The following is a 21,225-nucleotide window of genomic DNA, read 5'->3' on the forward strand; positions in this document are numbered from 1 at the left end:
AGTTCAGTGGATTAATCATCCAGAAAGCAGGTGCCGATGCTTAATTTAATCTTTGCTTTTCCTTTTGAAAAACAGTCGCAAATTATCGAATTCATCCAACAAAAGGTTTCACAGGACTCGCCGTTTAATCTGCAAGTCGCTTTGATGGGAACTTCAAAACAAACCTTGAACACCGAACAATTAGCAACCTTCCAAAATTTAAAGCCAAATCAATTTCAATTATTGATCAGCCTCGATCCAATGCAAAGTCTCCACGAACTCCTCACTCAAGCAGATACTGAAGCTACGGAAACAACCGTAATAGTTGATCATGCCTTTGAATGGGCTGAAAGCATCATGGGACCTTATAATTGGATTGGGCACGACATCATGAAGTTGCATAACGCTTCAATTGAAATTATCTAACAATGTAGAATCGATTCAACAAGGATTATTCTTGTCGGATTGATTTTTTTATTTTTCCAACCATTAAAAAAACGCCGCAGTTTAAACTGAGGACGTTTTGAAAATTTTTATTCAATTAAATTAATTACCGATCTTGATAACCTTCTGGATGAGTTTGATGCCAAGTCCAGGCTGTCTTAATAATTTCTTGGACCGACTCATACTTAGGAGCCCAACCCAAAATTTCACGAGCCCGGGTTGAATCAGCAATCAATGAATCAGGGTCACCAGGACGCCGTGGCCCCACCTTGGCTGGAATTTCCATACCGGTCGCTTCACGAGCTGCTTCCACCATTTGCTTGACCGAATAACCATTGGCCGTTCCTAAATTAAATTGATTTGAATCATGACCTTGTGCCAAATAATCCAACGCTAAGACGTGTGCATCGACCAAATCCATCACATGGACATAATCACGCACATTAAAGCCATCTGGAGTATTGTAGTCATCCCCAAACATGGTAATTTCGTCACGTTCACCCAAAGCTGTTTGCAAAATGATTGGAACCAAGTGTGTCTCAGTTGGGTGATCTTCACCAATTGAACCATCAGACTTAGCTCCGGCCACATTAAAGTAACGCAAAGCCACCCACTTCAAATCGTAAGCCTTGTCTGCCCAGCCCATAATTTGCTCCATTTGCAGCTTTGACAAACCATAAGGGTTAATTGGCAATTGTGGTGTAGTTTCCTTGATAGGACTTTCTTTAGCATCACCATATGTGGCTGCCGTTGATGAAAAGACAATCTGCTTAACGTTATGCTTGATCATCACTTCCAACAATGCAATCATTCCCGCCGTATTATTATCAAAATACTTCAATGGCTTTTCCATTGATTCTGGAACAATTGAAGAAGCCGCAAAATGCACCACCTGCTCAATATTTTCACGATCAAAAACATCGGACAAGGCTTGCTTGTCACGAATATCTACTTCATAAAATGGAACGTTGGCTGGGACTGCTTTCCGGTGCCCGGTCGCTAAATTATCGACAACCACCACGTCTTTATTTTGACTAAGTAACAAATCCACCATATGAGAACCAATATATCCGGCTCCCCCTAAGACTAATGTACTCATTGCATTCTCCTTAATTATATGTAGCACGAATGGCTTTTATTCTGATGAACCGACATAATTACATCACATCATTGCCCTAATTATATGCTTTTCTTAAGCCTGCGTCCATTTGATTGCCACTTCCGCCGACAATTCATTCCCATACCAAATCTGATGCTTTGTTTCATTTGCTTGTTGAGCAATCTTAACATCAATCATTTCGCCCCACCGGACTTCATGCTCAAACTTAATATTAACTTCTTTTGGCTCGTGCGTCCGCAAAAAGTCCATTCCCAGCGGATCTTGCGCCCAATCCAGATATCTAGCATTATTAACATGCTGATTTGAATCAATATCTGAATACCGCACTTGATAGGCTTGCTCATAAGTAATCGCTTCATCTTCTGCAATACGGTCAGGCGTGTCGGGATGCGGGACACGCTTCACCTGATCCGGATCAAACACATCCACTAAATCGGCCGGAATGCGTGCCATCTTACGTTTTTTCATATCCAACATCGCATACAATGAATCAACCTGGATAATTTTATAACCTTGTTCATCGACAAAGGTATAATCGCGCTTGGCTAAAAATGGGTTGAATTCTTTTCCATGGGTACTAATCGTAATTGTTTCCCCATATTCAGGCCGCCGGTTAATCGTGATTACATGTTGTAGTACAATCCAGCCTAAGCCCACCTCATGCGTATATTCAGGACCAACTCCATATGCTAACGATTGCTTGGTCGAAGCCCCAATTGAGAGGCTTAAAATCTTAGGTAACGTTAATTTACCAGTAACATCAATTTCATCATCCAAAATTTCATGCTTGGTTTCATATATCCGCATTTCTAATTACCCTTCTTTTATTTTTCTAATCCTTGAACGGCTAAGTATAACGCCTGTCGATCAAGTTCACGCAATTTAGCAACTTGCTTGACTGCCTGGGTAGTTTTCAACCCTTGATGTATCAACGCCATTACTGCTTCAACATCAGTCAACCCTTCTAACGGGTCAATTACTGGATTTTGTTCAACAACACCATCCACCAGCAACACAAATTCCCCACGAATTTCGTTAGTTTGGGCCCAATTAGCTAATTCTGTGGCACTTCCCCGTAAAAATTCCTCATACCGTTTCGTTAATTCGCGTGCTAAAACGACTTGTCGCTCAGCCCCCAACACTTGACTAATATTCGCCAAAGTTTTAGCCAAACGATGCGGCGCTTCGTAGAAAATCATTGTTTCTTGATGGTTTACCACGTGTTCTAACGCCGCAATTCGCTCCTTTTGCTTACGGGGCAAAAAGCCATAAAAGGTAAAGGGCTGAGGGGCCAGACCTGAAGCAATCAAAGCCGTAATCCCTGCCGAAGCTCCTGGAATTGGTACGACGGGTACATCGGCTGCCAACGCTGCTACCACTAGTTCATGTCCTGGGTCTGAAATTGAAGGCATCCCCGCATCAGAAACTTGCGCCAAATCAAGCCCAGCTTGTATTTTTTCCACTAATTCTGGAATGCGCATTTCTTTATTATGCTCATGAAACGAAATTTGTTTCGTCTCAATTTGAAATTGATTCAATAGTTGAGCTGTATGTCGGGTATCTTCAGCAGCAATTAAATCAACTGCTTTTAAAACTTCAATAGAACGTTGCGTCATATCTCCTAAATTACCAATCGGCGTTGGCACTAGGTAAAGCGTCCCCGTCGCATGTTGTTTAAAACTTTGTTGCGTTTGCATGCCTTTCATCCTTCCATTCTTCATTTGCTACGCGCAATTAATGGGTTCCACCAAGCGCAAATTGGCATTTCAAAACGCCGGTTTCAACCGTGGTTTGAAAGCCTATGTTTTGTTGTAACAGTACTGGAAGTGTCAAAATTATATCTTGCGCTGCGAGCAACTGTTCAACTGAATATTTAGCTAAAGCCGTTTGCCAAGCCGTATTATCAACAAAGCGTAAATTAGTATCAGCTTGTATTTTCATCATTACCACATCGCGCCACGCTGCGGCCAGCATCGCAATTAAAACGCCTTGCCGCTCACGTTCTTTAGCTAAGGGCATGAATTCCATTTGCACTGAATTAAACGCTTCGGGATCGAGAATCAAAATTTGTGTGACTAACTTAACCACTGCTTCCTGACTCAACTTAAACCAATCATCTTCTAACCATGTTTTGGCCATTGATAAACTATCGGTTAACGCCATCACTAAGGGCGTCTCATATTCCGTAAAGCCTTGATTCAACAACTGTTGCTGATAAGCTTTTGGTTGCATTTGATGAAATTCAATCACCTGCGTTCGTGAAACAATCGTTGGTAAGAGTTGCTTGGGATTTTCCACCATTAAAATAGCAGTTTGTTGACCATGGGGCTCTTCAATAAATTTCAATAAACCATTGGCCGCATTGTCCGTCATTTTATCCGCTTCATAGATAATAAAAATTTTCTGAGCTCCCTCGACTGCTGTCTTCGTAAACTCATCTTGCAAATACCGAATTTGGTCAATTTTAATCGACAAGCCATCCGGATGGACTTCAATCACATCGGGGTGTTCGTGCTGACTAATCCGTTGACATTGAGAACACGTTCCATCAGGGTCACCATTGGCCATTGGATTTTCACACATCAAGCGCATTGCGAGCCATGACGCAACAGCCGCTTGTCCTTGTCCGTTTGGTCCCGCAAATAAAAAAGCATGCGCCAACTGTTGACTAGCGACCGCCTTTTGTAACCGTGTTATAACGGTTTGTTGCTGGTGATGTGCGGTTTGAATTACCTCATTTGCATCCATGGTCGCCCTCCCCTGCAAGTCTTAAAAATGATAAAATTGCTCAACATTTTGGATAAAGACTGTCGCTCCACCCACCTGTACTTCCATTGGCATGGTATTCATTGATTCAAATGATAAATCTAAACTTGCAGCCGGTGTGACATATTGTTTCCGCGCTTTAGCAGTTTCCTTAATCAAAGCTAAGACTTCTTCCACCCGTTCATCTTCGACCCCAATCATAAATGTTGTATTCCCAGCGCGTAAAAAGCCACCAGAAGTCGCTGTCCGTGTTGCGCGTATGTTGTTTTTCACAAAAACATTACCCAACTTATTAGCATCTTTATCTTGCACTACTGCTGTAATCATTTTCATGAGCTAAATCTCCTCTTTCATAGCTTGCCAAGTGTCTTCTACAACTTGGGTTAATGGTTGTTCCCCATTAATTACAATAAAACGTGCTGGGTTCATTTGGATTAATTTTTGATAACCCGCATACACCCGCTGATGAAATTCTAATGAAGCTAAATCTAATCGATTAACTTCATTTTGCCGTTGCTCTTGAATACGTTGTAAACCAATTTCAGGCCGAACATCTAAAAAAATTGTCCGATCCGGCCAAAAATCTTCAATGGCAAATTGATTTAAGGCTAAGACCGCCTCAAACCCGATTTCACGTCCGGCACCCTGATAAGCGATCGAGCTATCCACATAGCGATCAGATAAAACTAATTTATCTTGCGTTAAAGCTGGTTTAATTGTTTTTTGAATATGCTCACGCCGTGAAGCGGCATATAACAATGCCTCAGTTTTGACATCCATCGCTGGATAATTGGGACTGAGCACCACATCACGAATTGCTTCAGCCACTGGATTATGGGTACCGCCTGGTTCACGTGTCACCAACAACTGGTCTCCATACACTGCCGTTAAGCGTTGAATAATTTCACGTAAGACACTCGTTTTACCAGCGCCATCAGGGCCCTCAAAGCTAATAAATTTTCCCGTCATTTTCAGCCATCCTCACCTTTATTCAAACCAAGTACTTTGTTGAGGACCACGCCCCTTCATCTTCCGTTGACGCGCCGCCCGCAGAACAAAAAAATACTTTTGTTTGGCAAACGCTGTCTGAGCTTTAATCCAGCGCGGATCAATATTGCTTTCATATAAGGCTTCTTCTGAGGCCTTTGCTTTATCAAAATCATATTTAGCGTCTTGGATCGTATCAAATAAATCTTGATCATATTGCGCAGAATTTAATTTTGACTTATTAAATAGTCCAAACATTACATTTTTGTCCTCCCTTCGACTGACTTAATCAACGTAATTTCATCGGCATAGTCAATATCACTACCGACTGATAATCCAGTTGCCAAACGTGTCACCCGAATCCCAGCTGGTTTTAATAAGCGGCTTAAGTACATCGCCGTCGCTTCTCCTTCAGCATTCGCATTTGTTCCCACAATCACTTCTTCAATTTTTTCATTTTTTTGTAAGCGTGTCACCAATGATTCAATGTTAATATCATCTGGACCTTGTCCGGCTAATGGTGATAAAACGCCGTGTAAAACATGGTACAAACCATGGTATTCATTAGTATTCTCAAGGGCCATTAAATCTTTAACTTCCTCAACCACTAAGACCGTACTCTGATTACGTGTGTCATCTGTACAAATAGCACAAGGATCCTCTTCGGTTAAATTTCCACAAATACTACAAAACTTTAAATCTCGTTTAGCCGAAATTAAAGACTGTGCAAAATGTGTCACATCTTCTTCGTCCATATTAACCGTATAAAATGCCAGGCGGGTGGCCGTTTTAATTCCAATCCCCGGTAATTTTGTATAACTATCGATTAATTTGGCAATTGGCTCTGGATATTGCATAACCGCCCCTTTCATTAATCCTTTAATTATTAATCTGCATGCACTTCTACTAAATCATCACCAAACATTTCGCGGGCCTTTTGCACAACTGGTGCTGGTGCTTCAGCTTCAGGTAAATCAATGGCACTTTCTTCCAACGCCGGTTGCGCAGCTTGTTCCGCATTCGACTTGCTTTGCTTAATATGATGCTGTTGCACCCACGCACTCCGTAAGTCACTCCATTCTTCATTCGTGACCAAAACCAATTTGCGTTCATGCTCAGATCCGCTCAAAGTTTGCATTTGTTCCATTAAAAATGGGACCAAAGTTTCGTCACGTAACGTCTTATCTCGGAAAATTTCAAAATCAAACCCGAGGACCACCCCGTCAGGCGAAGCCGCTAGCGGTTTGGCTGTATTCAGCATGGCCTTTTTAGTGACTTCTAACTGGGCCAAAATATCTGCCCAAACGCCCTCCACTCGGTTCAAATCGCCCCGGGTTGCCACGTCCAACACGGCAAAAACATGCTGCTCATCAGCGCTAGCTTTTTTAACATTTGCCTTAGCAATAGTGCTGGTTGGAGTTGGTTGGCTTGGTACCACCGTTTTGGCTGGTGTCACTGGCTTTTCAACCATTTGTGCCGGCTCTTCGGCTGGGGTCGGCTGGGCTGCTACTTTTGATTGCGCGGCTGTTTGCACGATTTGCGCTTCCGCTAGTTTCAACTCTAAGCGACTCAACTTCACCGTTAAGACTTCCAAATAAATGCTTGGCCGGTTCGTAAACCGTAACTGTTGCTGAACCTCATTTAAAGTATCAATCATTTGATACCAAAGTTGCTCGTCTTCTTGCAATAATTCATTAAAATTATCATCAGGCACCAAATTAACTAGCTCCGGTGCTTCATGCGCAATCAATAAATCTCGCGCATAACTAATTAAATCTTCAATAAAGCGGTTAGCATCTTTCCCCTCAGCTAAAACTTTAGTGAGTTCTGCGAGCGCCTGATCTGTTTGGTGTGCAACAACGGTCTTTAAATAATCACCAAGTAAAGTCTGGGTCACGGAACCTGTCACTAATAGGGCGTTATCCAAAGTAACTTGTCCATCCCCAAAGGAAAGGGCTTGATCCAAAATACTTAAAGCATCCCGCATCCCCCCATCCGCAGAGTTAGCAATGACCTTCAAAGCCTTTTCATCATATTTATTGTCCCGTTGTTGCAGGATATAAACCATCCGCTCATACGCTTCATTAGCACTAATACGCCGAAAATCAAACCGTTGCGTTCGCGAAATGATCGTCGCTGGAATCTTTTGCGGCTCAGTCGTAGCCAAAATAAAAATTACATTGGCTGGAGGTTCTTCCAAAGTCTTCAACAAAGCATTAAAAGCTCCGGTTGAAAGCATATGTACCTCGTCAATAATATAAACTTTATACTTCGCCAAGGTTGGGGCATAATTCACATCTTCGCGAATTTCACGAATTTCATCCACCCCGTTATTTGAGGCTGCATCCAGCTCAATAATATCGCCCAATGTCCCTTGATCAATGGCTTGACATACCTCACAGGTCCCGTCAGCTTCGCCATCAACTGGATGTAAACAATTTACGGTTTTAGCAAAAATTTTAGCTGCTGAAGTCTTTCCTGTTCCTCGTGGACCAGTAAACAAATAAGCGTGCGAAATTTGTCCCATCCGCAACGCATTTTGAAGCGTTTTAGTCACCACTTCTTGACCTACCATATCCGCAAATTTTTGTGGTCGCCAAGTGCGATAAAGTGCTTGATACGCCATCTTACTGCCCCCTTCAAATCCGACTTAATATTATCACCATACGATTAAATTTCTCTTAAATCGCAGCCATGCCTTCATTTTGCGGTCCAAACTCCTCTTAAATTAACTGAGGTTTCCAACCACGGAAAGTGTCTCTTTAAATTATCAATATTAATTTAAAGCTTAGATTTTATTTTACCATTATTTTAAAAGCAAGCCCACCCAAAAGAGCGAACTTGCTAGAAAATAATTAAGGAGGGCAATTGCCCTTCATTGCAGCATTCTTCAGTTCTAAAAAACCAAAAAAAGAGGCTATGGTCATTCAACCACAGCCTCTTGTTAAATTCTACATTAAGGCACAGTATACGGTCTCCTTAGTGCTGCTGCCTTCCGACCCTGACACGGTTCGAAGTGCACACTTGCCTTTGTCTTTCGACATCTATAATATTAACATCTTTTAAATCTGACTGCAAGCTATTACCGGCTTTTTAAAAGGCATCATTTCCAGATATTTCTAGTAATCCACTGATTTTAAATATAGTCCGCTTGCCGGCGCCGTCAATCGGGCTTGTTGCCGATCTTTTGCCGCTAATAACCTTGGAATATCATGTACCGACCGACTGCCCATGCCAATTTCAAGTAAGACACCAACCATGATGCGAATCTGATTATATAAAAATCCCGTTCCCGTGAATTCAAAAATCAATTCATCATCAGCCACTTGCTCCAAGGTCGCCCGAGTCACCGTCCGCACCGTCGTTTTGGCCTGATACCCCGCCGCCGCAAAACTTTGCCAATCATGTTCGCCCACATAATCGCCAATTGCCATTTGCATTGCAGCAACATTTAAGTGGCGCGGCCAATAACCAGTGTAATTGCGGCGAAATGGATCCCGAAATTCCCGATTGGTCAGCCGATAACGATAGGTTTTGGTATGCGCACTGTATTGCGCATGAAAATCACTATCAACCCGCTGAATTTGTTTAATTTCAATATCGTACGGCAATATTGTCGATAAGCCTTTACGCACGCCTTCTTCAGGAATCTCAAATGGCAAATCAAAATGTGCAACTTGACCTAGCGCGTGGACGCCGGCATCCGTGCGCCCGGAACCATGTACTTTTAACGCTGGATCAGGATACTTAGCCATCCGATTCACCGCTTTTTCCAGTTCCCCCTGCACCGTTCGTTTGCCTGGCTGCACTTGCCAGCCCAGAAATTCTGTTCCATCATACGCTATCAGTGCCCGATATCTTGGCATCCTTATTTCCTCTATTTTCATCTTAAATTCAAACTACAACTTATCCAAAACGGTACCGTAGCCAAGCTAAACAGCAACTAAAAACAATAAAACTCAGCAGGGCCACGGTATCATCCTTTTGCCAATGATGTTGTCGATATTTGGTTCGTTCAACATCACCTCGATAACCACGTGCTTCCATCGCGTCTCCTAATTCAATTGCGCGTTTAATCGCATTAACAAAGAGGGGAATCAAAACAGGCACGAAGGCTTTGATGCGTTGCAAAAGATTGCCTTCATTAAAGCGCACCCCGCGCGCCCGTTGTGCATTCACAATTTTTTCCGCCTCATCAAGCAAAGTCGGGATAAAACGCAATGCAATCGATAGCATTAATGCCAATTCGGCCACTGGGACCCCAACTTTTTTCAATGGTTGCAATATTTGTTCCATCGCGTCTGCTAAATCTAACGGCGCGGTTGTGAGCGTTAGAACGGTCGAGATGAGAATAATCAACAAAAAGCGAATAAAAATCGCAATTCCATTCACAACCCCATCTTCAGTAATTTTCAGCCAACCCCACTGCCACCAAATGGGGCCTGTCGTCACAAATAAAATCTGTAGAGCGGTGGTAAACAACATCAAATAAATCAACGGCCGAATTCCACGCAAATAGACCCGCAGTCCCAGACCTGTCATCGCAACAACTAATAACGTAAAGAAACTGGCCCACAGATATGATGGCCAGCTTGTCGCCAAAAAAATCACAAAAATAAAAGCAATACTAACAATCAGTTTCACCCGGGCATCTAAGCGATGAATCCACGAAGTACCAGGAATAAACCGCCCGATCAAAATTTTATTAAACATCGCGGCCTCCTTGAATTTTGGCCACAATTTGAGCCGTCAATTGATCTAAATCAAGCGTTGGTGCTAACGTCACCCCTTTTTGCGTTAACAAATCAGTAAATTGGCGAACCATGGGTACATCTAATTGCCGTTCCCGCAACCACGCACTATCCGCAAAGATGTCGGCTGGTGCTCCTTCTTTGACCACGGTCCCCTGCTCAAAAACTACCACATGCTGCGCATACTGCGCGACAAATTCCATCTGGTGTGTCACAACGACAACCGTCAAATGCCGTTCCTGTTGCAACCGAGCAAACAAGGCCATCAAATCCGCCTGCCCTTTAGGGTCTAAACCGGCTGTAGGTTCATCTAAAATCAAAAGTTCCGGTTCTAAAGCTAACACGCCCGCGATAGCTACGCGCCGCATTTGCCCACCGGATAAATCAAACGGTGAATGGCTTTCAAATTCGGCATCCAAACCGACCAACCTTAAGGCCGTCCGCGCTCTTTGTTCCGCTTCGGTTGTACTAGCACCAAAATTTAAGGGACCAAACATCACATCTCTTAACACTGTGTCCTCAAACAACTGCGCCTCAGGAAATTGAAATACCAACCCCACATGCTCCCGCAATTGATTCGTCGTCTTAATCAGGGTGTCAGATCGTAACGTTTGGTTTAAAACTTCCACTTCTCCCACCGTTGGCAGAGTCAATCCATCTAGCAACTGTAATGTCGTCGATTTTCCCGAACCAGTATGTCCAATTAGCGCCGTAAATTGCTGTAGTGGAATTTGAAAATTAACATCATGCAGACCCGCGCTCGCAAACGGCGTCCCAGCTTGATATGTAAAGCCTACTTTTTGGAAATTAATTGCCATATCCACTCCGCCATTCCTTCCATTGTTTCATATTGAGCTGGTACTGCCACCCCTTGTGCGGCTAACTTCGCTTTTAACTGTTCCGCAAAAGGCACACCTAAGCCGAGCGCTTGTAATTTTTGCGCATCCGTAAAAATTTCAGCCGGCGCCCCCGTTTCAACTAATTGACCATCATTTAACACAATCACTTGATCAGCGCTGGCAGCTTCATCAATATCATGTGTAATCGAAATAACCGTTAAATCTGAATCCAGGTCAGCTTTTAACTGTCGAACCTCTTCCATTATTTCAAACCGGCCTTTTGGATCCAACATGGCTGTTGCTTCATCTAAAATCAAAATTTGGGGCTTGATGGCTAGAGCGCTCGCAATGGCCACCCGCTGCTTTTGTCCCCCAGAAAGATGCCCCGGTTCACGCTTGGCAAATTCCCACATATGCACTTCTTCTAAAACAGTTTTAACACGCTCTTGCATCTGCACATAGGGCATTTGCCGATTTTCTAAGCCAAACGCTACATCATCAGCCACTGTTGCCCCAACAAACTGATTATCAGGATTTTGGAACACCATCCCCACTCGATTCCGAATAGCATTGACATGGTCATCATCCACCGGAATTTGATCAATTAAAATTTGTCCTGCACTCGGGGTGAGTAAATGGTTTAATAATTTAGCCAGGGTCGATTTTCCCGAACCATTATGTCCAATTAAAGCCACCCAAGCACCTCGTTTCACCGTTAAAGATAAATTTTGTAGGGCCGCTTTAGTTTGATTCGGATACGTATACGTTAAATCTTTTATTTCAATTATTTTTTCCATGGTATTTATCCTTTATCAACATTACAAATATATTTTACCAAATTACACGCATATCTTGTTACAATAAAAATAACGCTAACCATTTTAGCTAAAAATGCTTGGCCAATTTATTAACGAAAAGAGGGTCTTAGCATGGCTGAGATTGATTTATCACACTCAAATGATTATCGAAATGTTACTGATTATTATAAAAACATGTCTGACGAAGCGATTCGGGCTGATTTAGACCAAAAACGCAGCCCTGCCGTGTCGGTTATGCAAAATTTAACGCATGATTTTAATAAAGCCACCGCAGTTCGCAATAGCAACGCCTTTGCAACCCGCAAATTAATTTTCTTAAATCCCATCAACCAATCATTTCCGGATCGACCAGAAGGAGCTAAGAAATGGGATCGACGCGGTTCAGTCGGCACTTATAACTATGAACACGTTGAACACCATCGTGTGACTGATTACCAACAAGTTTTTGATCAACTGCATGCGGAAGGTTATACCATTTATGCCATTGATAATATCGAAAGCTACCAACCACAAAATTTATTTACCACTCAATTAGCGACGAAAGCCGCCTTTGTCTTCGGAGAAGAACAAATCGGTTTAGCTGATGATCTAATTGCCGCCACTGATCAAATGTTATACATTCCACAAGCCGGCAGTGTCCGTTCATTAAACGTCTCGGTTGCCCACGGGATTGTGATGGCCTTTTATGCTGCACAACATCCAAAAAAGCCAGCTAATTAACCACCACCAAGATCATACAAACTATAAAATGAGAGGCTGAAACCTGGTTCCAACCTCTTTTTATTTCACTCAATTTACTTTTCAGCTAAATCATTATAACTTGCCTTGCTGTCACCAGTAATTAACGTCCCAAGGTTCTTCTTCAACCAAGGAATTAACCAATGATCAACGCCAAACGAGCGTCCCGCTCCATTCATCAATGCAATTCCCACAAAAGGCAAAAGCAATGCAGAAATCGAAAACGACGTACCCAGCATAATTAACGAAAGGATTAAGGTTAAAAAGCCAGCTAAAGTTGTCATAAAACCAATAAACAATGCGATGCCGACCAGGGCAAAGAAGCCACCGATGCCCCCACCAACTGCGACCCCGGTAATCATTAAGAAAATCCCCGTCGCCAAACGGAGTGGCACAGACCATAAAACATTACCAACATTCGCGACATTTCCTTGTTGTTCTGGTAACTTAGCGGCACTTTCAAAAATTTCACGCTGAATATATTTACCCATCTGATAAAATGAGCCAATTGAACGTAAGAAATTTAAATTGCTCCAGTGCTTGACGTGGCGCGCCAAGAACCCTGTCGTAGCTAAATGTGATTTCCAAACTGCAACGCCATACCGCGAGCCCACCGAAATAAAGATACGTTGCGTAGCCGGCTTAATTTTCTGAAGTTCGCCTTTATTGCGCACCTTTACCTGAATGTTATGTGCCGCAACCTTAGCTTCGCGAACAGCCGCATTCACATTTGACAAACGATCACCAGCCTTTTGAACTGCATCACCCACAGCATAAACATCTTTTAAGCCCTGCACTTGCATCAATGCATTCACTTCGATATGCTGTTGTGCGTTCGTCGGAAAGGGTGAATTAGTAACTTGTTGGCGTCCTTGCGTTCCACCTGCCCAAATCACCGTTCGACTCATTAATTGCGTGCCATCATTTAACACCACGCCCTCTGCCGTAACCATTTCAACCGCCTGATTCAAATATAGTTTCACACCTTGATGCTTTAAATAATTCGCTACTTTCTGGCTCACGCGTTTATCCGCTAGACTCGTTAATATCTGGGGCTGATTTGCCACTAAAACCAATTCAATTTCACGTTGCCGTAACTGATTAGCCTTCGCCAAAACGCGGCGCTCATCCAGCAATTCCCCAAGCATCTGTATTCCCGTATAATCACCACCAACGACCACTAATCGTAATTTAGCTTGACGTTCTTCCGATTCTAATTCAATGGCCCCCTGACGCACCATCTCTTCAATCCGGACCCGCAACCGTGTCGCTTGATCTAAACTCCACAATGGGAAGCCATATTCGGCTACTCCTGGAATTTTGGTTTGGGCTTCAACCCCAATAGCCCAAATTAATTGATTATACTCAATCGGACCGACCGATGTCGTTAGCATCTTCTTTTCAACGTCCACTTGTTCCACGTGTGTCGTCACAATTTTAACGTTTTTTTGATGCATAAATAATTGGCGTAAATCAAATTGAACATCACTCGGTTCAATTCGTTTCGCTGCTACTTCATGTAAACTTGTGCGATAGGTAAAAAAGGGGTGATCATCTAAAAGGACAATCTGATATTCTGACTGATTTTCCAACTGTTGAGCCAATTGATGTGTAGCCGTAACTCCGGCATATCCGGCTCCCACAATGACAATATTCTTTACCATGGCGCACCTCGTTTTATTTATGACTTCCTTTCACCTTATTGTACCTTATTCCCTATAAAAGTGCGATATCGCACGAAATCTTCTTAATAAATTTTAACAGATTCACTCAAAGCCAAACTAACCTAATTTCTTTAATATTTTTTTATGCAATCTGGTAAATGGAATTGAAGCCTTTGATACTGAACTAATCAAAAGGACATTGGTCTCCGGTTCAACGTTATATATATTAATAAATTTATTATGGCATGATGTAAACTTTCATCCGCTGCTAAACCCTCACTCCAGATGCTGAATACAAAATAAAGAGAACGATTGATCTAATACCAATCGTTCTCAATTATTTAATTCATTTTAAACCGCAAAACCGAGCTTAGAATTGGTCAATCAACAATTGACGGATTTCTTCCAAACGAGGTTGGCGAGGGTTTCCAGCAGTACACTGGTCGTTGTAAACCAAGTCCATCAACTTATCGATTGATGCATCGAAGTCCTTCTTAGAAACACCATTTCCTGACAAAGTGATGTCAACATCCAAAGCATCCGTTAACTTCTTGATTTCTTTCAACAAAGCATCGACTAATTCAGCGTCATTCTTTCCTTGCAAACCAAGGTGACGTGCGATATCAGCATAATCCTTTTGTGCAGTATAAGTCTCGTAACGTGGGAATGGTGTCCGCTTAACGTTACCCGTTACCGCATTAAACTTAATTACGTGTGGCATAGCAATTGAAATTGCCAATCCGTGTGGCAAACCAAATTCTCCACCAGTCTTGTGGGCCAACGAGTGGTTAATTCCCAAGAAGGCATTGGCAAATGATTGTCCAGCCAAAGTTGAAGCATAGTGCATCTTGGTCCGAGCTTGACGACCTTCCAAAGTTGGATGGCTTGGGTCATAGTTATATGAAGTAACCAAGTTCTCAAAGATCAACTTAATTGCTTGCAAAGCCCATGGACGGGTGAATTCTGAAGACATAACTGAAACGTATGACTCCAAGGCGTGTGACAAAGCGTCTAGTCCGGAATAAGCAACCGTCCGCTTTGGTACCGTCATAACAAATTCTGGGTCAACAATCGCAACTTGTGGGGTCAACTCATAGTCGGCCAATGGATACTTAACGTGGGTTTCGTCATCAGTAACCACCGCAAATGGTGTGACTTCTGATCCAGTTCCTGAAGTAGTTGGAATCGCAACTAATTGCGTTGAACGTGGCTCATCGAACTTAACAATTCGCTTACGGATATCCATAAACTTTTGTTGCAATTCTCCAAACAAGTTCTTCAAAGCCGCATCATCTTCCAAGATTCCTGGGTGGGTTGTTGAGTATTCGTACAAGAACCGTGAAATCTTTCCGGCATCAAGGGCTGATCCTCCCCCAAGAGCAATCACTGTATCAGGCTTAAAGTCTGACATTTGACGGGCAATTTCAACAGCTTGTGAAATGGTTGGATCGGGGCGCACTGTTCCGTACAATGAAGTCTTAACAGGGGTTGTACTCAAGTTAAATTGATCCAAGACCTTGTCAACAAAGCCAAATTGAACCATTCCTGGGTCAGCAACGATAAAGGCCCGGCTCACTCCGGTCAAATCTTGCAAATATGTGATTGAATTTGATTCGTAGTAAATATCCTTTGGTAAACGGACCCATTGTGGCCGGTTACGCCGCCGAGCAACAGTCTTAACATTTAGCAAATCGTAAGTTGAAAGATTGTGTGACAATGAATTCTTCCCCCATGATCCAGTTCCAAGCGTCAATGATGGACGCAATGCATCAGTATAAATGTCTCCAACTCCACCAATTGAATCTGGTTGGTTAACCAAAATTCGTGAAGCTTCAACAGCATCAGCATATTCCTTAACAAATGGGTCGTCTTGCGCCCCGATTTGGATTGCAGCGTTATGCCCGGCTCCTTGATAAGCCAACAATGAACGAACAATTGAAATTGCTTCTTGACGTGATCCAGCCTTATAAATTGACAAAACTGGGCTCAACTTTTCAGAGGACAAAGCTTCCCCAATATTCTTCTTGTCCAATTCAACTAACAAAACGTCAGCGTCAGCAGGCATTGAAATTCCAGCGCGCTTAGCAATGTTTTGACCAGACATTCCAGCAACCGGTCCTTGAACTCCATAACCATCGGCGTTCTTAACAAAGACCCCTTCAGCCAACTTTTCGTGATCCTTAACAGGTACTAAGTAAGCCCCTTGCTCTTGCATTTGCTTCATGAACTTGTCATAAATGTCAGCTGCAACAACCGCTGAATTCTCAGTAGCACAAATCATTCCATTATCGAAACGCTTTGAAAGCAACAAATCTTCAACGGCCCGTTCTACATCAGCCGTTGCGTCAATGTAAACCGCTCCGTTACCAGCTCCAACACCCATTGATGGATTTCCTGAAGTCAAGGCAGCGTGCACCATTGAAGGTCCACCAGTTGCCAAAATTGAGGCAATTCCTGGGTTCTTGATCAAAGCGGTCGTCCCTTCCAAAGAAGGCTTGTCAATCCATTGAATGAAGTTTTCAGGTGCCCCAGCTGCTATGGCTGCATCGTAAACGATTTTAGCTGCATGTGCTGATGACTTTTGTGCCTGTGGGTGGAAAGCGAAAACAATCGTGTTACGGGTCTTAGCAGCCAACATTGACTTAAAGATGGCTGTCGCAGTTGGGTTCGTTGTCGGAACGATTCCAGCTAAGACCCCAAGTGGGGCTGCTAATTCAACTTTACCAGTCACGCGATCCTCATTGATTACGCCAACCGTCTTATCATTCTTAATTGCGTTATAAACTGATTCAGATGCGAAACGATTCTTCGTATCCTTATCTTCCACAACTCCACGGCCCGTTTCTTCAACCGCTTCGTGGGCCAACAACAATGAGTTTTCAGAACCAGCCAGAGCCATTGCCGCAACAATCTTATCAACTTGTTCTTGCGAATAAGTAGCAAATTCTACTTCAGCTTTTTGGGCCTTTTCAATCAATGATTCCGTCATCTTTTCAGCTGCTTTAACTCGCGCAGCTTTTTCTTCCGGCGTTAAAACTTTCTTTGCTTTTTTAGGTGCTTTTGTTTCAGCCATGTGTATATCTCCGTTTATTTATATTCTCTTTGTGCATTTATTAACATTGATAAGTATAGCACCTCAATTGTATCTGTCAACACTATTAAGCCATTCTTTTGACCGGTTACAAGCGGTTCTTACCGTGCTTTTAGCCCGTGCATGTGAAATTGTTATAAATGTTAACGCTTTCATTGGTTAAAATTAAAAGTTCATTTTTTGGACATATTGTGAAGTAAGATTCAATTTTAACCCGAAATTAATTTTTATTTTTTTAATTAAAAAAGCACGCCTGCCAGCTTAACTGACAAACGTGCTTATTTTATCTCAATTCTTAAATTCGATTGCGCCATTTACCAAATCATAATCCGGTCCTTTGGATCCCGCCACATTTGATCACCCGGCTCTACCCCAAAGGTTTCAAAAAACAAATCAAAATTAGCAACTTGTACATTAACCCGCAACTTAGCTGGTCCATGGACATCGATACTCGTCATCATTTGCATATACTCCTTCCGGGCTTTCATGCGCCAAATGGTGGCCCAGTTAATAAAGAAGCTCTCAGCTGAAAAGTCGGCATCTTGTTGCGCCGCAGCTAAAGCAGCTGCAAGCCCACCTAAGTCAGCCACATTTTCCGAAACCGTCAATTTACCATTGACTGGCACACCATATGAATCTAAGCCGTCAAATTGATTAACAACTGCCTGCGTTCGCTTTTCAAAGGCCGCATAATCTTCTGGGCGCCACCAATCATGCAGACTTCCCGAAGCATCAAACGAGGCTCCATTGGTGTCAAAAGCATGCGAAATTTCATGCGCAATCACCGCCCCAATACCACCATAATTAGCTGATGATGACTGTTCCAAAGAATAAAACGGCGCCTGCAAAATAGCAGCGGGGAAAACAATTTGATTTTGTTGTGGGTCATAATAAGCATTAACCATATGCGCTGGCATATGCCATTCTGTCCGATCAACCGGTTGATTCCACTTTAACCATGCTTCTGCAATATTTTGCCGTGTTAACATCATCAAATTTTTAAATAAGCCTTTTTGTGGATGAATAACTTTCGCCTGATAACGTTTCGGCAAAGTCTCAGGGTACCCAATTTTGGTATCAATGGCACTTAATTTCTCAATGGCTGCCGTTTTAGTTGTCGGCTGTAACCACGTATTCTCCTCCAAACGATGTTGATACACATCAATCATCACTTGCACCTTATGCTCCACGTCAGCCTTAGCCACCGCCGGGAAATTTTGATGCGCGTACCACAGACCCAAAGCTTGGTTAAATGGTCCCGCCGCCAAATAATAAGCGGCTTTTTTAGCAGTGACCGCCTCAGGTGTACCGCTGACATAGCGTCCATATGCGCCACCAAGTACGCGCAAGTCATCCGTCAACCAGCCCGTATAACTCAAAGCGGTCTCGACTATTAAGTAAGCCTTCAATTCAGGCCAAGCTTCCTCACTATAAAACTCCTGCGCATGTTGCCAGAAACGTTCTTCGGGGACAATGATTTGATCCGGTTGAGTTCCAATGACACCATTCATAAATTGATTCAAATGTAATTGGGGAACCAGGCTTGTAAAATCCTGCCAAGCATATGGGTGATACAATTTAGCATATTCTGAGCCTTCTTCATTCGACAAAACATACCGTGCGATTTTAGCGTCATACGCTAAGGTTTGATTCAATAAATAATCAATCTCACCCGTCTGGTAACCAAATTGTGCCAAAATTTCTCTCGTAGTCTTCCGATAGACGTCCAAGAGTTCCTGCTTTTTGGGGTGATCAGCAGCATAATATGTCGTATCTGGCAAAATAGTTCCTAATGCATCCGCCCACAAAACATTTAATTGAGCATTCTTAAAATCAGGTGCAACCCCTAAAGGTAATGCATTCGGGTAACCTTGCTTTTCAAAATCAACTAAATGATTAACGTAATCCGAAAAACTTGTTAAAGATTCAATTTTTTGCAAAATATTTTGCACCGGTTGAACACCGACCTGTTGCCGAGCCGTTTGGTCACTCGTTAAATGGTGTAATTTAATAAAATTATTTAAAATTGCATCATCGGGTACATTTTCACCGGCCAACCACTGGTCGGTCGTCTGAAGCATTAATTCTTCAATCTCGTCACTCAAATCGTTAAAGCCACCGGTCCGGACTTTATCCGCTGGGATTTCCGCTTGTACAGCCCATTTACCATTGATGGCTTCATAAAAATCATCCTGTTTTCGTACCATGCCAAATTACTCCCATTCTCTATAATCCGTCTTCTATTATAGGCGGTTTAAGACCACGGGTAAACGGTAAACCACTTGCGCCCGTGACAGATGTCACCTTAGGCTTCCGTTTCAAAAACTACGTGCCCATTTTCAAACGCCTTAATTCGCGCTAAAGCTTCAATACGCACTTGTTGGTCATCCAACAAAGTCCGCCCCCGTTGGAACGTCTTTTCAATCACAATCCCTGCACCGACAACTGTCGCTCCCGCTGTCTGAGCAATATCAAGCATTCCTTGTACGGCTTGACCATTAGCTAAAAAATCATCAATCAACAAAACCCGCTCCCCCGGTAAGATAAAACGTTTGTCGACAATAATATGGTTAGTTTCTTGCTTCGTAAATGAATAAACATCAGCTTGATAATTATCATTAGTGAGCGTCAAAGACTTTTTCTTACGTGCAAAGACCAACGGCACATTCAAGGCTAATGCGGTAAACACAGCAGGGGCAATTCCAGATGATTCTACGGTTAATACTCGATCCACTTTTTCATCAGCAAACCGATGTGCAAATTCTTGACCAAGCGCTTGCATCAACTGCGGATCCACTTGATGATTCAAAAAAGTATCCACCTTTAAAACATCTTCTCCTAATACTTTCCCATCCTTTTGAATCCGTTGTTCTAATAATTGCATCTGTTTCGCTCCTTTTGATTAGTAACAAAAAACGCCCATCAAAAAACGAATGGACGTTAAATACATTCCTTAGTAGTCCACAGCTTAGGTGTGGGTAGGTCTCATCAGCCATTCTCCGATGATTATACTAAAGTTTAATTGATTTAAGTAATTGCCTTTAATCTTACTGGAAAACGTTGAAGTTATCAACTCTTTTCCGGTTGAAAAGTTAAAATGGATTTTCCGACTAATTGATTGGTCCGCGCTAACCGATGTTGCTCTTGCAAATTGGCTAACGTAAAAGGTACCACTTGCCCAATTTGGACCTGCCACTTTTTTTGTGCCAAATAATCTAAAACGGTTGCTAATGTCGGCCGTAAAATCTGCGAATAAGTTGATTCAACCCGCGTATCATCCGCTAATGCTGCTGGCACCGGACCCAGCGCCAATAAATGGCCCGTTGGTTTTAAGCTGATTATTTCTTGGATGACGCTTGCACCACCAATAGGGTCTAAAATCGCATCAAAAGCCGGTAATTGCTGATAGTCAACCGCATGATAATCCACGACGCGCGTGGCACCAAGAGCCTGTACCTGCGCAAAATTCTTGGGACTAGCTGTTGCAGTCACCTCGGCCCCAAGTGCCACGGCTGCCTGAACGGCCATAGCCCCAACTTGGCCCGCCCCTCCTTGAATTAAGACTTGCTCACCAGCTTGCACCTTTAAGCGCTCCGCAATCATCTGATAGCCCGTTGCGCCACCGAGTGCCACGGCCACCGCCTCCTCATAATTTAGCTGCGCTGGAATTTTAGCCAGGGCTTTCTCAGCAACTGGGACAAATTCGGCATAAGTTTTCAAATGACGGGTGGCGACGACGCGATCCCCCACTTTAAAATCTTGGACTAAAGCACCGAGCGCTGTAACGCGACCTGCCACGCTTGAGCCAGGAATTACCGGCCATTTATCATTTGGCCCAAAAACTCCGGCGACATATTTCACATCGTAAGGATCAATTGCCACCGCATAATTTTGCACTAAGACCTGATGATCACCTAAATTAGGTAAAGCAACCTCGGCCATTTCCATCACATCGACTGAACCAAATTGATTAATTTGAACTGCTTGCATAATGCCCCTCCTTCAAAAGATCAGCGGATGGATTAAAA

At 42.9% G+C, this 21,225-nt stretch carries 20 protein-coding genes and 1 other RNA gene; 2 read left to right on the forward strand and 19 right to left on the reverse strand.

From position 1 onward, the window contains the following. Nucleotides 1-36: 36 nt before the first annotated feature. On the forward strand, nt 37-405 hold the full coding sequence (locus ACJQWY_RS04995; RefSeq protein WP_407076637.1) for a hypothetical protein: 369 nt from the start codon (nt 37-39) through the stop codon (nt 403-405). 124 nt (nt 406-529) lie between these two features. Here ACJQWY_RS04995 and galE read toward each other — a convergent pair whose 3' ends face one another. The 14 genes from galE to ACJQWY_RS05065 all read right to left on the reverse strand — a co-directional run bounded on the left by galE (nt 530) and on the right by ACJQWY_RS05065 (nt 11,683). Continuing rightward, nucleotides 530-1,522, reverse strand: coding sequence for a UDP-glucose 4-epimerase GalE (gene galE / locus ACJQWY_RS05000; protein WP_407076638.1), 993 nt, complete (start codon nt 1,520-1,522; stop codon nt 530-532). Between the two features lie 93 nt (nt 1,523-1,615). Further along, a complete protein-coding gene (locus ACJQWY_RS05005) occupies nt 1,616-2,350 on the reverse strand; it encodes an acyl-[acyl-carrier-protein] thioesterase (RefSeq protein WP_407076639.1) in 735 nt (244 codons plus the stop codon). A gap of 17 nt (nt 2,351-2,367) precedes the next feature. Then, nucleotides 2,368-3,240 (reverse strand): 16S rRNA (cytidine(1402)-2'-O)-methyltransferase, encoded by an 873-nt coding sequence (gene rsmI, locus ACJQWY_RS05010; RefSeq protein ID WP_407076640.1) that lies wholly within the window; start codon nt 3,238-3,240, stop codon nt 2,368-2,370. 37 nt (nt 3,241-3,277) lie between these two features. After that, on the reverse strand, nt 3,278-4,291 hold the full coding sequence (gene holB / locus ACJQWY_RS05015; RefSeq protein ID WP_407076641.1) for a DNA polymerase III subunit delta': 1,014 nt from the start codon (nt 4,289-4,291) through the stop codon (nt 3,278-3,280). A gap of 21 nt (nt 4,292-4,312) precedes the next feature. Continuing rightward, complete coding sequence (locus ACJQWY_RS05020; RefSeq protein WP_407076642.1) at nt 4,313-4,642, reverse strand: cyclic-di-AMP receptor; 330 nt, start codon at nt 4,640-4,642, stop codon at nt 4,313-4,315. 3 nt (nt 4,643-4,645) lie between these two features. Beyond that, nucleotides 4,646-5,278, reverse strand: coding sequence for a dTMP kinase (gene tmk, locus ACJQWY_RS05025; RefSeq protein WP_407076643.1), 633 nt, complete (start codon nt 5,276-5,278; stop codon nt 4,646-4,648). A gap of 18 nt (nt 5,279-5,296) precedes the next feature. Continuing rightward, the gene (locus tag ACJQWY_RS05030) at nt 5,297-5,554 is read right to left on the reverse strand and encodes a YaaL family protein (RefSeq protein WP_407076644.1); all 258 of its coding nucleotides are present in this window, start codon (nt 5,552-5,554) and stop codon (nt 5,297-5,299) included. After that, nucleotides 5,554-6,153, reverse strand: a complete 600-nt coding sequence (recR, locus tag ACJQWY_RS05035) for a recombination mediator RecR (protein ID WP_407076645.1) — start codon at nt 6,151-6,153, stop codon at nt 5,554-5,556. Before recR ends, ACJQWY_RS05030 begins: the two co-directional genes overlap by 1 nt. 29 nt (nt 6,154-6,182) lie before the next feature. Continuing rightward, complete coding sequence (gene dnaX, locus ACJQWY_RS05040) at nt 6,183-7,922, reverse strand: DNA polymerase III subunit gamma/tau (protein WP_407076646.1); 1,740 nt, start codon at nt 7,920-7,922, stop codon at nt 6,183-6,185. Nucleotides 7,923-8,241: 319 nt separating this feature from the next. Then, an RNA gene (ffs, locus tag ACJQWY_RS05045) (signal recognition particle sRNA small type) lies at nt 8,242-8,335 on the reverse strand. 80 nt (nt 8,336-8,415) lie between these two features. Further along, nucleotides 8,416-9,162 carry a tRNA pseudouridine(38-40) synthase TruA gene (truA, locus tag ACJQWY_RS05050; protein WP_407076647.1) on the reverse strand — a complete coding sequence of 249 codons (747 nt, stop codon included), beginning with the start codon at nt 9,160-9,162 and terminating at the stop codon, nt 8,416-8,418. Nucleotides 9,163-9,202: 40 nt separating this feature from the next. Continuing rightward, a complete protein-coding gene (locus tag ACJQWY_RS05055; RefSeq protein WP_407076648.1) occupies nt 9,203-10,009 on the reverse strand; it encodes an energy-coupling factor transporter transmembrane component T family protein in 807 nt (268 codons plus the stop codon). Continuing rightward, a complete protein-coding gene (locus ACJQWY_RS05060; RefSeq protein WP_407076649.1) occupies nt 10,002-10,865 on the reverse strand; it encodes an energy-coupling factor transporter ATPase in 864 nt (287 codons plus the stop codon). The genes ACJQWY_RS05055 and ACJQWY_RS05060 overlap by 8 nt, the downstream gene beginning before the upstream one ends. Further along, nucleotides 10,841-11,683, reverse strand: coding sequence for an energy-coupling factor ABC transporter ATP-binding protein (locus ACJQWY_RS05065; protein WP_407076650.1), 843 nt, complete (start codon nt 11,681-11,683; stop codon nt 10,841-10,843). The genes ACJQWY_RS05060 and ACJQWY_RS05065 overlap by 25 nt, the downstream gene beginning before the upstream one ends. Nucleotides 11,684-11,815: 132 nt before the next feature. On the opposite strand from ACJQWY_RS05065, the gene ACJQWY_RS05070 reads away from it, so the two are divergent. Further along, nucleotides 11,816-12,424: a TrmH family RNA methyltransferase gene (locus ACJQWY_RS05070; RefSeq protein WP_407076651.1), complete on the forward strand. Its 609-nt coding sequence runs from the start codon at nt 11,816-11,818 to the stop codon at nt 12,422-12,424. A gap of 74 nt (nt 12,425-12,498) precedes the next feature. On the opposite strand, the gene ACJQWY_RS05075 is transcribed toward ACJQWY_RS05070, so the two are convergent. The 5 genes from ACJQWY_RS05075 to ACJQWY_RS05095 all read right to left on the reverse strand — a co-directional run bounded on the left by ACJQWY_RS05075 (nt 12,499) and on the right by ACJQWY_RS05095 (nt 21,187). Next, nucleotides 12,499-14,106 carry an NAD(P)/FAD-dependent oxidoreductase gene (locus ACJQWY_RS05075; RefSeq protein ID WP_407076652.1) on the reverse strand — a complete coding sequence of 536 codons (1,608 nt, stop codon included), beginning with the start codon at nt 14,104-14,106 and terminating at the stop codon, nt 12,499-12,501. A 370-nt stretch (nt 14,107-14,476) separates the two neighbouring features. After that, nucleotides 14,477-17,179, reverse strand: coding sequence for a bifunctional acetaldehyde-CoA/alcohol dehydrogenase (gene adhE, locus ACJQWY_RS05080; RefSeq protein WP_407076653.1), 2,703 nt, complete (start codon nt 17,177-17,179; stop codon nt 14,477-14,479). A gap of 332 nt (nt 17,180-17,511) precedes the next feature. Then, nucleotides 17,512-19,404, reverse strand: coding sequence for a M13-type metalloendopeptidase (locus ACJQWY_RS05085; RefSeq protein ID WP_407076654.1), 1,893 nt, complete (start codon nt 19,402-19,404; stop codon nt 17,512-17,514). Nucleotides 19,405-19,502: 98 nt separating this feature from the next. Beyond that, complete coding sequence (locus ACJQWY_RS05090; protein WP_407076655.1) at nt 19,503-20,081, reverse strand: xanthine phosphoribosyltransferase; 579 nt, start codon at nt 20,079-20,081, stop codon at nt 19,503-19,505. A gap of 185 nt (nt 20,082-20,266) precedes the next feature. Continuing rightward, nucleotides 20,267-21,187, reverse strand: a complete 921-nt coding sequence (locus ACJQWY_RS05095) for an NADP-dependent oxidoreductase (RefSeq protein ID WP_407076656.1) — start codon at nt 21,185-21,187, stop codon at nt 20,267-20,269. Between the last annotated feature and the right edge of the window lie 38 nt (nt 21,188-21,225).

The sequence above is a fragment of the Weissella kandleri genome, from assembly GCF_045504165.1.
GTDB lineage: Bacteria > Bacillota > Bacilli > Lactobacillales > Lactobacillaceae > Weissella > Weissella kandleri_A.

Excerpts from the sequence above, each read along its gene's own strand:
- ACJQWY_RS04995 (WP_407076637.1), top strand. The coding sequence starts at position 37 with ATGCTTAATTTAATCTTTGCTTTTCCTTTTGAAAAACAGTCGCAAATT.
- galE (WP_407076638.1), bottom strand. The coding sequence starts at position 1,522 with ATGAGTACATTAGTCTTAGGGGGAGCCGGATATATTGGTTCTCATATG.
- ACJQWY_RS05005 (WP_407076639.1), bottom strand. The coding sequence starts at position 2,350 with ATGCGGATATATGAAACCAAGCATGAAATTTTGGATGATGAAATTGAT.
- rsmI (WP_407076640.1), bottom strand. The coding sequence starts at position 3,240 with ATGCAAACGCAACAAAGTTTTAAACAACATGCGACGGGGACGCTTTAC.
- holB (WP_407076641.1), bottom strand. The coding sequence starts at position 4,291 with ATGGATGCAAATGAGGTAATTCAAACCGCACATCACCAGCAACAAACC.
- ACJQWY_RS05020 (WP_407076642.1), bottom strand. The coding sequence starts at position 4,642 with ATGAAAATGATTACAGCAGTAGTGCAAGATAAAGATGCTAATAAGTTG.
- tmk (WP_407076643.1), bottom strand. The coding sequence starts at position 5,278 with ATGACGGGAAAATTTATTAGCTTTGAGGGCCCTGATGGCGCTGGTAAA.
- ACJQWY_RS05030 (WP_407076644.1), bottom strand. The coding sequence starts at position 5,554 with ATGTTTGGACTATTTAATAAGTCAAAATTAAATTCTGCGCAATATGAT.
- recR (WP_407076645.1), bottom strand. The coding sequence starts at position 6,153 with ATGCAATATCCAGAGCCAATTGCCAAATTAATCGATAGTTATACAAAA.
- dnaX (WP_407076646.1), bottom strand. The coding sequence starts at position 7,922 with ATGGCGTATCAAGCACTTTATCGCACTTGGCGACCACAAAAATTTGCG.
- truA (WP_407076647.1), bottom strand. The coding sequence starts at position 9,162 with ATGCCAAGATATCGGGCACTGATAGCGTATGATGGAACAGAATTTCTG.
- ACJQWY_RS05055 (WP_407076648.1), bottom strand. The coding sequence starts at position 10,009 with ATGTTTAATAAAATTTTGATCGGGCGGTTTATTCCTGGTACTTCGTGG.
- ACJQWY_RS05060 (WP_407076649.1), bottom strand. The coding sequence starts at position 10,865 with ATGGCAATTAATTTCCAAAAAGTAGGCTTTACATATCAAGCTGGGACG.
- ACJQWY_RS05065 (WP_407076650.1), bottom strand. The coding sequence starts at position 11,683 with ATGGAAAAAATAATTGAAATAAAAGATTTAACGTATACGTATCCGAAT.
- ACJQWY_RS05070 (WP_407076651.1), top strand. The coding sequence starts at position 11,816 with ATGGCTGAGATTGATTTATCACACTCAAATGATTATCGAAATGTTACT.
- ACJQWY_RS05075 (WP_407076652.1), bottom strand. The coding sequence starts at position 14,106 with ATGGTAAAGAATATTGTCATTGTGGGAGCCGGATATGCCGGAGTTACG.
- adhE (WP_407076653.1), bottom strand. The coding sequence starts at position 17,179 with ATGGCTGAAACAAAAGCACCTAAAAAAGCAAAGAAAGTTTTAACGCCG.
- ACJQWY_RS05085 (WP_407076654.1), bottom strand. The coding sequence starts at position 19,404 with ATGGTACGAAAACAGGATGATTTTTATGAAGCCATCAATGGTAAATGG.
- ACJQWY_RS05090 (WP_407076655.1), bottom strand. The coding sequence starts at position 20,081 with ATGCAATTATTAGAACAACGGATTCAAAAGGATGGGAAAGTATTAGGA.
- ACJQWY_RS05095 (WP_407076656.1), bottom strand. The coding sequence starts at position 21,187 with ATGCAAGCAGTTCAAATTAATCAATTTGGTTCAGTCGATGTGATGGAA.